Origin of the sequence: Nocardiopsis rhodophaea (assembly GCF_039530945.1) — a bacterium.
GTDB lineage: Bacteria > Actinomycetota > Actinomycetes > Streptosporangiales > Streptosporangiaceae > Nocardiopsis_C > Nocardiopsis_C rhodophaea.
The window spans coordinates 184,652-198,735 of sequence record NZ_BAAAPC010000004.1 but is presented as its reverse complement, the minus strand read 5'-3'; the positions used below and the strand labels follow the sequence as shown (position 1 = coordinate 198,735).

13 protein-coding genes are annotated in these 14,084 nt (G+C 69.6%); 8 read left to right on the top strand and 5 right to left on the bottom strand.

What is annotated here, in order from left to right; translation table 11 throughout:
• Positions 1-52 precede the first annotated feature (52 nt).
• The gene (locus ABD259_RS06110) at positions 53-181 is read right to left on the bottom strand and encodes a hypothetical protein (RefSeq protein WP_344100014.1); all 129 of its coding nucleotides are present in this window, start codon (positions 179-181) and stop codon (positions 53-55) included.
• 214 nt (positions 182-395) lie between these two features.
• Here ABD259_RS06110 and ABD259_RS06105 point away from each other — a divergent pair, with 214 nt between their 5' ends.
• On the top strand, positions 396-629 hold the full coding sequence (locus ABD259_RS06105) for a hypothetical protein (protein WP_344100012.1): 234 nt from the start codon (positions 396-398) through the stop codon (positions 627-629).
• Positions 630-934: 305 nt separating this feature from the next.
• Positions 935-1,321 carry a septum formation family protein gene (locus tag ABD259_RS06100; protein WP_344100010.1) on the top strand — a complete coding sequence of 129 codons (387 nt, stop codon included), beginning with the start codon at positions 935-937 and terminating at the stop codon, positions 1,319-1,321.
• A 178-nt stretch (positions 1,322-1,499) separates the two neighbouring features.
• On the opposite strand, the gene acnA is transcribed toward ABD259_RS06100, so the two are convergent.
• On the bottom strand, positions 1,500-4,223 hold the full coding sequence (gene acnA, locus ABD259_RS06095) for an aconitate hydratase AcnA (protein WP_344100007.1): 2,724 nt from the start codon (positions 4,221-4,223) through the stop codon (positions 1,500-1,502).
• A 790-nt stretch (positions 4,224-5,013) separates the two neighbouring features.
• On the bottom strand, positions 5,014-5,946 hold the full coding sequence (locus tag ABD259_RS06090; protein ID WP_344100004.1) for an LLM class F420-dependent oxidoreductase: 933 nt from the start codon (positions 5,944-5,946) through the stop codon (positions 5,014-5,016).
• Between the two features lie 238 nt (positions 5,947-6,184).
• Here ABD259_RS06090 and ABD259_RS06085 point away from each other — a divergent pair, with 238 nt between their 5' ends.
• The 4 genes from ABD259_RS06085 to ABD259_RS06070 are packed head-to-tail and all read left to right on the top strand — an operon-like array spanning position 6,185 to position 10,063.
• Positions 6,185-6,769 carry an RNA polymerase sigma factor gene (locus tag ABD259_RS06085; RefSeq protein WP_344100002.1) on the top strand — a complete coding sequence of 195 codons (585 nt, stop codon included), beginning with the start codon at positions 6,185-6,187 and terminating at the stop codon, positions 6,767-6,769.
• Positions 6,766-7,581: a zf-HC2 domain-containing protein gene (locus ABD259_RS06080; RefSeq protein WP_344160720.1), complete on the top strand. Its 816-nt coding sequence runs from the start codon at positions 6,766-6,768 to the stop codon at positions 7,579-7,581. The genes ABD259_RS06085 and ABD259_RS06080 overlap by 4 nt, the downstream gene beginning before the upstream one ends.
• Positions 7,578-8,513, top strand: a complete 936-nt coding sequence (locus tag ABD259_RS06075) for an ATP-binding cassette domain-containing protein (protein ID WP_344160717.1) — start codon at positions 7,578-7,580, stop codon at positions 8,511-8,513. The genes ABD259_RS06080 and ABD259_RS06075 overlap by 4 nt, the downstream gene beginning before the upstream one ends.
• Positions 8,510-10,063 (top strand): hypothetical protein, encoded by a 1,554-nt coding sequence (locus tag ABD259_RS06070; RefSeq protein ID WP_344099996.1) that lies wholly within the window; start codon positions 8,510-8,512, stop codon positions 10,061-10,063. The genes ABD259_RS06075 and ABD259_RS06070 overlap by 4 nt, the downstream gene beginning before the upstream one ends.
• Positions 10,064-10,298: 235 nt before the next feature.
• Here ABD259_RS06070 and ABD259_RS06065 read toward each other — a convergent pair whose 3' ends face one another.
• Positions 10,299-11,564, bottom strand: a complete 1,266-nt coding sequence (locus ABD259_RS06065) for a class I SAM-dependent RNA methyltransferase (protein WP_344099994.1) — start codon at positions 11,562-11,564, stop codon at positions 10,299-10,301.
• A 206-nt stretch (positions 11,565-11,770) separates the two neighbouring features.
• Here ABD259_RS06065 and ABD259_RS06060 point away from each other — a divergent pair, with 206 nt between their 5' ends.
• Entirely contained in the window at positions 11,771-12,454 is a 684-nt protein-coding gene (locus tag ABD259_RS06060; RefSeq protein ID WP_344099992.1) for a potassium channel family protein, read from the top strand.
• A 3-nt stretch (positions 12,455-12,457) separates the two neighbouring features.
• On the top strand, positions 12,458-13,123 hold the full coding sequence (locus ABD259_RS06055) for a potassium channel family protein (protein ID WP_344099990.1): 666 nt from the start codon (positions 12,458-12,460) through the stop codon (positions 13,121-13,123).
• Positions 13,124-13,214: 91 nt separating this feature from the next.
• On the opposite strand, the gene ABD259_RS06050 is transcribed toward ABD259_RS06055, so the two are convergent.
• Complete coding sequence (locus ABD259_RS06050) at positions 13,215-14,036, bottom strand: DUF3159 domain-containing protein (protein ID WP_344099988.1); 822 nt, start codon at positions 14,034-14,036, stop codon at positions 13,215-13,217.
• Between the last annotated feature and the right edge of the window lie 48 nt (positions 14,037-14,084).

The following is a 14,084-nucleotide window of genomic DNA, read 5'->3' as shown; positions in this document are numbered from 1 at the left end:
ACTACAGCGAACGCCCCGCGGAGCACACGTACGTCGCGGGGCGTTCGCGCGCCTACGGCAGGCATGAGGTGAGGCTGACGCCGACGGTGGAGCGGAAGCCCTCGCCGAACTCCGCGCCCGGATCGGCACCGACGCGCCGCAGCGGACCACGTGAGAGGCCGTCGAAACGACGACCGGTCATGGATGGCCGGTCCCCTGGCCTGTGCACTGAGCACACCAAACGCCATCTTTGTGGTGAGCCGGGCCGTTCCATCGGCCGGAGAACGCATACGAGGCGGTGCTTGCTCAGCCCCCGCAGTCCGGGCTGGACGCAAGGGACGGCTCCGCCAGCACGCAGAACCGCGCCGAGGCCCGGCTCTCCCCCTCATCCGGTAGCGACACTCAGGAGGATCGGTATGGCATACCGCTACCGATGCGGCGAATGCTCCTTCAAGACGGGGTGGATCACTCAATCCGAGGCAGAGGACCGAGCGGTCGCCCACTACGCCGACCACCACCCAAAACTCATCCCCGGCGGCATGGTCGAATTCAACGCGGAGAAGCACGACTCTCACGGCTGTTTCGGCTTCTTCTCGGTGCTGGCGATCCTGTTCCTACTCCTGGTGATCGCGTCGTCGTGCGAGGGGTAGACGGCCGGGTCCCGGTGCGGTTCGCCGGCGAGCAGCCGCCATATCCGCCCGCCCAGCCTCGACCGAGTCGCCGGCGCCTCCGAATCGTCCGTCCGTGCTGGTCCCAGCCTGTGCAACGTTTTTCGACTATGACCGAACAGAGATCCGATCGTCCCAACTGGTTACTAGATTGATCCCCGACATCCCCCAACCACGTCACCTCGGAGCTTGTATGGCTGCCGTCATCCCCCCACGTCCGCATCAGGCGTGGCATCGCCACCGCCGCCGCTGTCGTCGCGGGCCTGTCCATGTCGGGGTGCTCCCTCATGGCGGACATCTACTTCGCCTCGACGGCGGACCGCCCCTCGGACCTCGAAGTCGGCGACTGTCTGCTCAGGGATCCCATGGACGACGCACTCCACGACGTCGAGATCGTCGACTGCTCGGAGACCCACGAGGCCGAGGTCTATGCGAGCGCCACGATGGACGACGGCGAGTACCCCGGCCAGAGGAAGGTCGAGGAGATGGTACGGGACATTTGCGTTGAGGAGTTCGCGTGGTTTATCCACATCGCCCCCAGCGAGTCCGAACTCGACTACTTTGCTTTTCACCCGACTGAGACGATGTGGAACTTGTTCGACTACCGCCAGATCACCTGCATCGCCGTCGATCCCGAGGGCACCACGGGCTCGCTGGTGGGCGCCAATCGCTGAACCGCCGCTGATTCCGCACCGCATGCGAACGGGCCGCCACCGTCAAAAAAGACGATGGCGGCCCGTTCTTGTGGCCCCGCCGTCCGCCGCTCCTCCCATCCGGGGTCCACCCCGTAGAAGGGCCGGCGGACGGCTACTGCTGCCACGGCCGATCGGCTTCGCCCACTGGCGCCTGCTGTTACTCGGCGATCAGCTGGCGCAGCACGTACTGCAGGATGCCGCCGTTGCGGTAGTAGTCGGCCTCACCCGGGGTGTCGATGCGCACCACGGCGTCGAACTGGACACCGGTGTTCGTGGTGACCCTGACCGTGGACGGGATGCGTCCCTCGTTCAGCTCGGTGATGCCGACGATGGCGAAGGTCTCCTCGCCGGTCAGGCCCAGCGAGTCGGCGGACTTGCCCTCCGGGAACTGCAGCGGCAGGACGCCCATGCCGATGAGGTTGGAGCGGTGGATGCGCTCGTAGGACTCGGCGATGACCGCGCGGACGCCCAGCAGGCGGGTGCCCTTGGCCGCCCAGTCGCGGGACGATCCGGAGCCGTACTCCTTGCCGCCCAGGACGACCAGCGGGGTGCCCTGCCTGGCGTAGTTCTGCGCGGCGTCGTAGATGAACGACACCGGGGCGTCGGGCTGGGTGAAGTCGCGCGTGTAGCCGCCCTCGGTGCCCGGCGCGATCTGGTTGCGCAGGCGGATGTTGGCGAACGTGCCGCGGATCATCACCTCGTGGTTACCGCGCCGTGAGCCGTAGGAGTTGAAGTCCTTGCGCTCCACTCCGTTGGCCTTCAGGTAGTCGGCCGCCGGGGTGCCCGGCTTGATGGCACCCGCGGGCGAGATGTGGTCGGTGGTGACGGAGTCGCCGAGCTTGGCCAGCACGCGGGCGCCGGTGATGTCGCTGACCGGGTCCGGGGTGGTGGCCATGCCCTCGAAGTACGGGGGCTTGCGCACGTAAGTGGAGTCGGTGTCCCACTCGAAGGTGTTGCCGGTCGGCGTCGGCAGCGAGCGCCAGCGCTCGTCACCGGCGAACACGTCGGAGTAGGCCGACTCGTACATGTCGGAGGCGATCGCGGAGTCGATGACCTCCTCGATCTCCTCCGGCGACGGCCAGATGTCGGCCAGGTAGACCGGCTCGCCGTCAGCGCCGGTGCCCAGCGGCTCGGTGGTGATGTCGATGTCCATGGACCCGGCCAGGGCGTAGGCCACAACGAGCGGCGGCGAGGCCAGGTAGTTCATCTTGACATCGGGGTTGATCCGGCCCTCGAAGTTCCGGTTGCCCGACAGGACCGCGGTGACCGCGAGGTCGTTCTCCTGGACGGCCTTGGAGATCTCCTCCGGCAGCGGGCCGGAGTTGCCGATGCAGGTGGTGCAGCCGTAGCCGACCAGGTTGAAGCCGAGCTTGTCCAGGTACGGCGTGAGCCCGGAGCGCTCGTAGTAGTCGGTGACGACCTTGGAGCCCGGCGCCAGCGAGGTCTTCACCCACGGCTTGCGGGTCAGGCCCTTGTCCACCGCGTTCTTGGCCAGCAGGGCGGCGCCCAGCATGACCGACGGGTTGGAGGTGTTGGTGCAGGACGTGATCGCGGCGATCACGACCGCGCCGTGGTCGATCTCGGTCTCGGTGCCGTCGGACATGGTGACCTTGACCGGCTTCTTCGGGCGACCGCCGTTGGCGGCCTGCGCCGGGGCGTCGGAGGCCGGGAAGGACTCGTCGCTGGACTCGTCGACCGGGTCGCTGACGTAGTTCTGCACGTCGTGGCGCCAGGTCGGCTTGGCGCTGGAGAGCGCGATGCGGTCCTGCGGACGCTTGGGGCCGGCGATGGACGGGACGACGTCGCCGAGGTCCAGCTCCAGGTACTCGGAGAAGGCGGGCTCGTTGGCCGGGTCGTGCCAGAGGCCGTTCTCCTTGGCGTAGGTCTCGACGAGGGTGGTCTGGGCCTCGCTGCGACCGGTCAGCTTCATGTAGCGGATGGTCTCCCCGTCGATCGGGAAGATCGCGGCGGTGGACCCGAACTCCGGGCTCATGTTGCCGATGGTGGCGCGGTTGGCCAGCGGCACCGAGGCGATGCCGTCGCCGTAGAACTCGACGAACTTGCCGACCACGCCGTGCTTGCGGAGCATCTCGGTGATGGTCAGCACCAGGTCGGTGGCGGTGGTGCCGGGGTTGAGCTGGCCGGTGAGCTTGAAGCCGACAACGCGCGGGATGAGCATCGAGATCGGCTGGCCGAGCATGGCGGCCTCGGCCTCGATACCGCCGACGCCCCAGCCCAGGATGCCCAGACCGTTCTGCATGGTGGTGTGGGAGTCGGTACCCACACAGGTGTCGGGGTAGACCTGCCCGTTGCGGACCATGGCCACGCGGGCGAGGTGCTCGATGTTGGCCTGGTGCACGATGCCGGTGCCAGGCGGGACGACCTTGAACTCGTCGAAGGCGGTCTGGCCCCAGCGCAGGAACTGGTAGCGCTCGCGGTTGCGCTCGTACTCGATCTCGACGTTGCGCTCGAAGGCGTCGGGGCGCCCGAAGATGTCGACGATGACGGAGTGGTCGATCACCAGCTCGGCGGGGGCCAGCGGGTTGATCTTGTTGGCGTCGCCACCCAGTTCCTTGACGGCCTCGCGCATGGTCGCGAGGTCCACCACACAGGGGACGCCGGTGAAGTCCTGCATGATCACCCGCGCGGGGGTGAACTGAATCTCCTGGTTCGGCTGGGCCTTGGGGTCCCAGTTGCCGAGGGCCCGGATGTGCTCGGCGGTGACGTTCGTGCCGTCCTCAGTGCGCAGGAGGTTCTCCAGCAGCACCTTCAGGCTGTAGGGAAGTCGCTCGGAGCCTTCGACGGCGTCCAAACGGAAAATCTCATACGACTCGTCGCCAACGCGGAGCGTGTCACGGCTGCCGAAGCTGTTCGCGGACACGATGCTTGCCTCCTGATCTCGCCACTTTCTCCCAGCATCCTGCACCAATGGCGGGGCCGGGAAATCACTGAGGCTGCCCTTATGAGATGGCGCGTGGACCGAGGCCGACCCACCTCACAGCACGCCAAAGTAACTGTTCTACCAGGGGTGATGTCGCCGCCTGCGCCGCCGCGCGCACCGGCCGCACGGTTTCGTTCCGAGCGGCTGCCTCAGGTGGCAGCGGCCAACCTCACACACCCAGTAATCAACTGTCGTTTTATCTCGACATCAAGCTATCGAACGTATATCTCGATATCAAGTTACCCGCGAGTAGACGCCCGTGCGATCTCTCCGCCCGCGTCCGGCCTTCTCCTCAGCCCGAAGCACGGTGCGCAGAGACAGGCCCCACGCGGAGGCGCAGGAAAGGCGACGCCCTCAACGACAGGACACCGCATCACGGAACACCCCATACGGCAGATACTGGGCGCCCAATCCCACCCCTACCCAAAACAAGCGGATAACCCCACAGGGATGATGAAGCGCACCAGCGCCACGAACCAATCCAGGTGCGCGAGTGCACGAACACGAACGTCAGGGCACCGCGAGAACACAGCGCGCCGCGGCATCGCGGTCCTCTTCCGTATCCACCGCGCCGGGGTGGACCTGCGTCGACGGGGGCGGGGTGTGGTGCTGCGCAGGCCTCACACAGGGCGGGACCCACGCATAGCAGACGGTGCTGGACCGCGCTCGCGATCCAGCACCGTCCATTGGCCGATTGCTTCGCTTTCCGTTACCGACCGCGGCGAGGCGCTCAGCGCACCTGCGGGGCGACCTGGTCGGCGACCAGTTCCAGGTGGTCGAGGTCGGACAGGTCGAGCACCTGCAGGTACATGCGCTCGCTGCCGATCTCCGCGTAGCGACCGATCTTGTCGACGACCTCGGCCGGGGTTCCGGCCAAGCCGTTCTCCTTGAGCTCGTCCACCTGCCGCCCGATCGCCGCGGCGCGGCGGGCGACCTCGGCGTCGTTGCGGCCGCAGCACAGGACCTGCGCCGCCGAGTACACCATCGGATCGGTCCGGCCGGAGGCCTTGACCGCGGCGCGGGTGCGCTCGAAGGCCGCCAAGGTGTCGTCGATGCCGTTGAACGGCACGTTGTACTCGTCGGCGTGGTGCGCCGCCAAGCGCGGTGTGCGCTTCACCCCGGTCCCCCCGATCAGCACCGGCGGGCGGGGTGCCTGCTCGGGCTTGGGCAGCGCGGGCCCCTCGGCAAGCCGGTAGTGGCGGCCCTCGTAGCGGAACGAGTCGCCCACCGGGGTCGACCACAGGCCGGTGATGATGTCCAGCTGCTCCTCGTAGCGGTCGAAGCGCTCACGGGCCGACGCTGGAAACGGAATCCCGTAGGCCTGGTGCTCCTCCTCATACCAGCCCGCGCCGAATCCGAACTCGACCCGTCCCCCGCTCATACGGTCGACCTGGGCGACGGAGATCGCCAGGGGGCCGGGATGACGGAACGTCGCCGCGGTCATCAGCGTGCCCAGGCGTATGCGCGAGGTCTCGCGGGCAAGCCCCGCGAGGGTGATCCAGGCGTCGGTGGGGCCGGGAAAGCCGTCGACATCCCCCATCTTCAGGTAGTGGTCCGAACGGAAGAAGGCGTCGTAGCCGAGGTCCTCGGCTGCCTTCGCCACCGTCAGCAGCGTGTCGTAGGTCGCGCCCTGCTGCGGCTCAGTGAAAATCCTCAAGCGCATGCGTCCCATTGTTCTACCTAAGCGCAGAACGTGAAACCGGAATACGCTCAGTGCCCACCAGGGCACCCGGAGCGAACGTGTGGAGCGGTCGGCACGGTCGCTACGCTTCCCTCCGCCCCGACGGACATCTCGCAGGTCACCGGCTCACAGTGGAGCGCTGAGCGGATAACGTCGATATTCGGACACCGCTCGAAACACCCCGTGAACCGGACCCGACCGAAGGCGCGATAGTTCCGACGTGAAGCTGTTCCGACGTGCCAAGCGCACCCCCGATTACGACCCCGACAGCTCGGACGCCGAGCTGATCGGCGCAGTCGCATGCGGTGATTCCCGCGCCTTGGAGATCCTGCACCGCAGGCACGCGCCCTGGCTGCGGGCCCGCCTGCGCTACCGGTGCGGCGACCCCGACCTGGTGGACGCCGCGCTGCAGGAGACGTTTCTCGCGATCTGGAAGAACTCGAAGACCTTCACCCCCCGCGATGCCGACGGCGACGCCGGTGCGTGGATCTGGACGATCGCGATCCGCCAACTCATCTCGCAACTACGCAGGCGCGGAAACCAGTGGCTCGGGGCCACCGACCCGGAACCCTACGAACCCGTGGGCGAGGCGTCCGCCGAGGACCTGGTGCTCCTCCGGATCGAACACGGCCCGCTCGGCGCCGCGCTGAACAACCTCTCCCCGGAGCTGCGCCTGGCCATCCAGGCCACGATCCTGGACGGCCTGACCGTGCGTGAGGCCGCGCTGATGCTCCAAATCCCCGAAGGCACCGTCAAGACCCGCGTCATGCGGGCCAAGGCCCAACTCCGGGAGCAGCTGACATGACCTGGCATCTCACATCCCGGCAACTCACGGACTACGCCGCTGGACGTGCGGACAACGCTGTGGCGATGTCCGCGGAGGCTCACCTGATGCATTGTGCGACCTGCCGCCAGGAACTACCGACCGACGAGGAATGGCTGGAAAGGAGCTGGGCGCAACTGCGCGACATCGTCGACCGCCCGCGGCGCGGCCTGCTGGAGCGCGCGCTGGAGGCCAGCGGGCTCAACGAGGCCACGGCCCGGCTGCTTGTCGCCACGCCCACGCTCTACCGGGCGTGGCTGATCGCCATGGTGGTCGTCCTGGGGACGGCGCTGATCGCCGCCCACACGGTGCCCCGCGGCTCGCTGATGTTCTACTTCCTGGCCCCGGTGCTGCCGCTGGCGGGCGTGGCGCTGGCCTACGGACGCGGTGTCGATCCGGCCCACGAGTTCACCTCGGTGACGCCGATGGCCGGGCAGCGGCTGCTGTTCCTGCGCGCCATGGCGGTGCTCGTCCCGGCCTTCACGCTGTGCACGGGCGCGGCCCTGCTGCTGCCCGGGGTCGGCGGCCCGGACTGGGCGCCCGTGGCGTGGCTGCTCCCGGCGCTGACCCTGGTCTCCGCGTCGCTGATGCTCTCGCGGTGGGTGAACCTCACCCTCGCCAGTGCGGCACTGGCGAGCGGCTGGCTGGCGGCACTGGCGCTGGCCTCGGCGGCCAGGCACCTCAGGCCCGAGCAACTGTTCGCGCCGCACGCGCAGATGCTGTGGGCCGCGGCCTTCGTACTGATCGTGGGAGCGTTCGCGGTCCTGAAGGCACGCCGGGGGTGGGCCGGATGACCGCGCCCGAGGTTCCCGTGCGCACCGCCCTGGGCACGGTGGTAGCGCAGGCGGTGACGCGGCGGTACGGCCTGCGCACCGCACTGGATGACGTGTCTTTGGAGATCGGCCGCGGGGTCACCGGACTGCTGGGCCGCAACGGCGCGGGCAAGACCACGCTGATGCGGTGCCTGTCGACCGACCTGGACCCCAGCAGCGGCCGCCTGGAGATCCTGGGCCGCAACCCGGAGCGCCCCCGCGAGCGGACCGACATCCGCCGCCGCCTCGGCCACCTGCCGCAGAATCCGACGCTCTACCCGCACTTCACGGCGTTCGGGCTGCTCGACTACATCGCCGTGCTCAAGGAGCTGGGAGGTCGCAGGAAGCGGCACGACGAGGTACGGCGGGTGCTGGGCCTGCTCGGGCTGTACGACCGCCGGTTCACCCGGGTGCGCCGGCTGTCGGGCGGCATGAAGCAGCGGCTCGCGCTGGCCGGGGCGCTGCTCGGCGAGCCGGAGCTGCTGCTCCTCGACGAGCCCACCATCGGCCTCGACCCCGAACAGCGGATCCGCTTCCGCGACCTGGTCTCGGAGTTCGCGACCACGCGCACCGTCGTGCTGTCGACCCACCAGATCGAGGACGTCGAGGCGCTGTGCAACGGCGTCATCGTGCTGGACGAGGGGCGGCTGGTGTTCACCGGAACCCCCGCCGAACTCATCGGCCAGGCGCGCGGGCACGTGTGGGCGCTGCCGGAGCGCCCGGCCGCCGGCACCACGACGTGGCGGCGGCCCGACGGCCGGTACCGCGTGCTCACGCCGTACGCGACGCGCCCGCCTGAGGGCTATGAAGCGTCGGCCGCACCGGTCGAGCCCACGCTGGAGGACGGCTACCTCCTGCTGACCGGAGCCGCCGACACCGCGAGCGGCCGAGGGGCGGTAGCGGGTCGCGCATGACGATCTCCATCGCGCGGTTGTCCTGGTTCGAGCTCAAGCGGCTGTTGCGCAGCCCCGTGTTCTGGCTCGGGTTGCTCGGGGTCATCGGCCTTCAGGGCGCCGTGAAGGCCACCGAATCCCCGGTCGAGTTGCCGTCCTGGCCAGCCATCACCCACAACACGCTGTACATCAGTGAGGCCGCCGCCGCTGTCATGTTTATCGCCGCGCTCCTCCCCGCGGTCCGCCAGGCGCGGTACGGCGGCGCCATCACCTCACCGGTCGCCGCTCGGGAGCGGGCGATCGCGCTGCTGGCCGCCGTCGTTATCTGCGGAGCGGCCAAGGGTGCGCTCGTCTGGGGGGCGGCGCTGGCGCTGGTCTCCTACGACAAGGTCATCGGCTCCTTGAGCCTGGCCGACCTCGTGACGCCGTCGCTCATCGTAGCCAGTGGCGGCGTGGCCGGGACGCTGGTGGGCATCTGGACGCGGTCGTGGGTCCCCGCCCTGGTTCCGCTCCTGGCCGTCCCGACGTTCGTCGCCTTCAGCTGGTACCCCGTCAGCGAGTCGCCGATCGTCGGTGCCCCGATAACCGGCGCTAACGCCCTCTACACCGTGGCCAACGTTTTGCTTAACCCCCCGGAGGGGGGCGCTGCCTCCGACCTGTGGGGTGTGCCGCCGCTCCACCTGGTCCAACTGCTGTTCCTGATGGGCGGTGGCATCGCGACGACGCTGGTGCGGGTCTCCCCGAGGAAATGGCACCGAATCACCACCGTCCTGCTCGCACTGCTCCTCTTCACCGGTGTGGGCGGTGCGTACGCCGGCCAGCGGCTGTCCTTGCAAGGCGACGTCGCGGCCGCGGGCGGGCTGCCCCTCGGAATCTCCGCGCCGGAGCGAGTATGCCGCGCGCACGGTGACGTCACCTACTGCAGCTACGCGGGCTACGAGAACTGGATCCCCTACTGGCAGGAGGTCGTGGACCCGGTGGCCGAGGCCGTCCCGCCGCGCGCCCGCGAGGACCTGCCGACCGTCGCCCTGCAATCGTTCGAAGCCCCGCGCAAAACAGCGGAGGACGGGGTCGCCGCACCCGCTGAGAGGTGGTTCCTCGACGATTCCTACCAGCAGCGGGCTCTGGCCGCTGAGGTCGCCGGGATCGTGGCCGGTATGCCCATGGACGGGAATGACGGCGAGTGCACGCTCGCGGGCCAGGGACGGCTCCCGGTCTACATCTGGCTTTCGATGCGGCCGTTCTCCCGCACCCCCGATCTGGTGTCCCTCCCCGGGATCAGTTACCCCGATGTCGGGGACATCGCGCTCGCCTTCGCTATGCGGGAGGCCCCCGATGCCACGGTCCTCCGGGGGCTAAACCGGTCCTGGGAACGGCTGCTCTCACCTGACACCACCTCCGCCGAGGCCGCCCAACTGCTGGGCATCGAGGTGACCGACGTCCACCGGGCCCGCGCCCGGAGCGAGATCGAGCGCTTCTTCGGTACTGGCGATTCCGATGACTTCCCCCTGGTCGAGGAGAGTGCCCCCGCCGATGAGACCGCCGAGCCTGCTCCGCCGTCGTGCCGGTGAGGGGTTCACGGCGACGCGCATGCGGCCGCGTCCCTGACGCGCCTGGTCGGGTTTGAGCTCACGCGCCTGGCGCGCAGCCCCTTCCCGTGGCTGGCGATCGCCTACGTCTCGCTCCGCGGCCTCGACGTCCGTCGACTGGCCCACTGGGAGGGATCTTCGACGACGCGATCGTCGGTTCGGCGCTCACTGGCGCGGGGCCGTTCCTCGTCCGAGGAGGACCGCCCCGTCGCGCGCCTCAGGCGTCGTCTCGCACGAGGGTCGCCACGCACTCCACGTGGTGGGTCATCGGGAAGCTGTCGAACGCCCGCAGATCCGCCAGCTCATAGCCGCAGTCCATGAACGCCACGAGGTCGCGGGCCAGCGTCGCCGGGTCGCAGGAGACGTAGGCGACGCGGCGGTTGCGCAGCTCGGCGAGCTGTTCGGCGACCACCCGCCCGGCACCCGCCCGGGGCGGGTCGATGACCGCGATGTCCACCCGCATATCGACCCACTCGCGCAGCTGCGAGGCGACATCGGCGCGCTCCACCCGGACCCAGGGCAGGTCGCGCAGGTTGTGCTGGGCGTCGCGGGCGGCCTCGGCGTTGCCCTCCACACCCAGGACGCGCCCCTCGGGGCCGACGGCGTCCGCTAGGGCCCCGGCGAACAGTCCGGCACCGCAGTACAGGTCGAGGGCGGTCTCCCCCGGCTTCGGTTCCAGGGCCGCGATGACGGCGTCACTGAGCGTCTGCGCGGCGGCGGGGTGCACCTGCCAGAACCCTCCGGCGCTGACGCGGTACTCGCGTCCGCCGACGGTCTCCCGGATCCCCCGTCGCCCGCGGACCGACTGGGTACGTCCGCCCTTGAACCGCCGCAGGACGGCGGCCGAGGCCTTGGGGGTCGGCAGCAGGGGGAGCTTGGCGCCACGCGGCGTGACGATGACCGCGGTGTCGGCGCAGGAGGCCGAGGAGACGGCCTCGACCTCGCTGACGCCCGGCCACTGCAGTTCGGTAACCCCCAGCCGGTCGACCTCGGGGTGGGCGATCAGGCACTCGTCGACGGGCTGCACGGCGTGCGAGCGGTGCTTGCGCAGCCCGGCCGTACCGTCGGCATCGACCGCGAACCGCACGCGGGTGCGCCAGCCCAGACCGTCGGGCGTGCCGGGCAGCTCCTCGACGTGCACATCACGCTCGATCCCGGCGATGCGCCGCAGCTGCTCGGTGACCACCTGCGCCTTGATCCGGCGCTGCGCCTCCAGGGAGGCGTGCTGCCAGTCGCAGCCGCCGCACTTGCCCGGACCGGCGAACTTGCACGGCGCCTCCACCCGGTCGGGCGACGCCTCCAGCACCTCGACGGCCTCACCGCGCAGGAAGCGCTTGGTCTCCTCGGTGATCCGCACCCGAACCCGCTCCCCGGGCAGCGCGTGCCGGACGAAGACGACCTGCTCGTCGTGGCGCCCCACGCACCACCCGCCGTGCGCGACACCGTCGATGCGCAGCTCCAGGTGGGTTCCGACACGGCTCATGTAAAGACGACCTCCGGCACGACGGGACTTCCTCGGGCATGTCGCAGGTGACTCCCGCGTACAGCCACCGCCCATCTGCGGTAACTCTAGCCGAGCGGGCACCCCGCTCCGGTTGGGTATACCGTTGCCGGGGCCGCTTCATCAGCGGCATTCCCACCTGCCGAGCGGGTGTACGTCCGAACGCCGAGACCGGGAGCGGATGACCTGTGCACATCGTCATACTGGGCTGCGGCCGGGTGGGCTCCACCCTCGCGCACACACTGGAGGACATGGGGCACACAGTCGCCGTGATCGATAGGGACCCCGAGGCCTTCCGCCGGCTGCGTTCCTCGACCGCCAAGACGGCCGTCCACGGCATCGGCCACGACCGCGACGTCCTCATCACGGCGGGGATCGCCGGGGCCGACGCCTTCGCCGCCGTGAGCAGCGGTGACAACTCCAACATCATCGCCGCGCGGGTGGCCCGCGAGATGTTCGGGGTGGAGCACGTGGTCGCCCGCATCTACGACCCGCGGCGTGCCGAGGTCTACCAGCGGCTCGGCATCCCGACCGTGGGCACGGTGCGGTGGACAGCGGACACCGTGCTGCGGCGACTCATCCCGGGATCGGCGGGACTGGACGTTGGCCCGCTGTGGCGCGACCCGTCGGGGACGGTGCTGATGACCGAGGCGCCCCTCAGCGCCACCTGGGTGGGGCAGCGCGTGGAACAGCTGGAGGCCGCGCTGCCGCTGCGCGTGGCCTACTTGTCACGGGGCGGCGAGATCCTGCTCCCGCGTGGAGACGAGACACTGCGCGCCGGGGACGTCCTGCACGTCCTCGCCCGTGCCGCCGACATCGACGCTCTCCAGGCGCGGCTGGGCGCGCACGAGAGCCATGACCAGGGGGTTTAGCCGATGCGGGTCGCAATCGCCGGAGCAGGAAGCGTCGGCCGTTCCATCGCCGCCGAACTCAGCGAGAGCGGGCACGAGGTGCTGCTCATCGACCGGGACACCCGCGCCATCGGCGTGGACGAGCTGCCGCGCGCGGAGTGGATGCTGGCCGACGCCTGCGAGCTGTCCACGCTGGAGGACGCGCGGCTGGCCGACTTCGACACGGTCGTCGCCGCGAGCAGTGACGACAAGGTGAACCTCGTGGTGTGCCTGCTGGCGAAGAAGGAGTTCGGGGTCGACCGCACTATCGCGCGGATCAACGATCCGGGCAACGAGTGGCTGTTCACCGACTCCTGGGGGGTCGATGTGGCGGTGTCGCCGCCCCGGCTCATCGCCTCACTGGTGGACGATGTCGCCGAGGTCAACGAGGCCGGGGACGCGATGGCGCTCCTGTCGCTGCCCGAGACCGACCTGCTGGAGTTCACGCTGCCGCCGGATACGCCGCACGCCGGCCGCCCGGTGGGCGAGCTGACCCCGGCCCTGCCGGAGGATATCGTCCTAGTCGCGCTCGTGCGCGAGGGCCGGGTGCGCCCGCCCGCACCGGAGACGGTCCTAGCCGCGGGCGACGACCTGGTCTTCCTGAGCAGTGCGGAGTCCGTCGACGAGCTCGGGGTGCTGCTCGCGCCCTGATTCCCCGGCCCTTCCGTTGATCTCGGCGATATCGACCGAATTTCGGCGGTTATTACGTCGATATCGCCGAGATCAACGGTGGTCGGGCGTGTCAGGGGGTGTCGGACTCGCGCGGCGGCGCGAGGGACGTCCCGTTCATCGCCGTGCGCCCGCGGGCCAGCAGCCACACCATGGCCGCCAGTCCGGCGACCTGCAGCGGCCATCCCATGGCGATCTTGGAGAAGCCCAGCAAGGCGAAGGTGTCCGCGACGCCGTAGCTCGCCGCGGCCCACAGCGGCCACTGCACCGCGACCCGGATGACGCAGGGCGCCACCAGCAGCCAGGTCAACCGGGAGCTGAGCTTGACCACCGCGGGATTGTTCCGCCACCCGGTGGGGTCGCCGGTGACCGAGCCGATGAGCAGTCCCATGGCCGGCCATCGGACGACGATCGTCAGGGTCAGGACCACCGCGTAGACCGCGTTGTAGATGATGCCGGGCAGGAACGCGTCCTCGGCGTCGCCGCTGCGCAGTGCGAATATCGCCGCGATAGCGATGCCGAACAGGCTGTTGAACACGAACTGGACCGACGAACGCTGCACGAGCCGCGCGATCGCCAGCAGGACCGCCGCACCGATCCCCAGCCCGAGCCCCAGCTGGAGGTTCTGGGTGATGATGTAGCTGACCGTGAAGGCGATGGTGGGGACCGCCGCCTCCACCATGCCCCGCTTCCCGCCCAGCGCCTTGGACAGCTGCGCGCGCACGACGGCCTCGACGGTCTGCTCGGAGACCTCAGGGTGCTCGGGGGCCTCCGTCGCGCGGTCCGCGGCCTGGTTCGCGGCCTCGTCGGACGACGCACGGCGCTCGGCGCCACCGCTCCGGGTGGTCGGGGGTGACGGGCGGGACGTCTCCACGGCCCGCTGCTGGTCGGTCATGCTGCTCCAGTGGGAATCGGTGGCACTGCGTCCGACGGGAAACCGGTA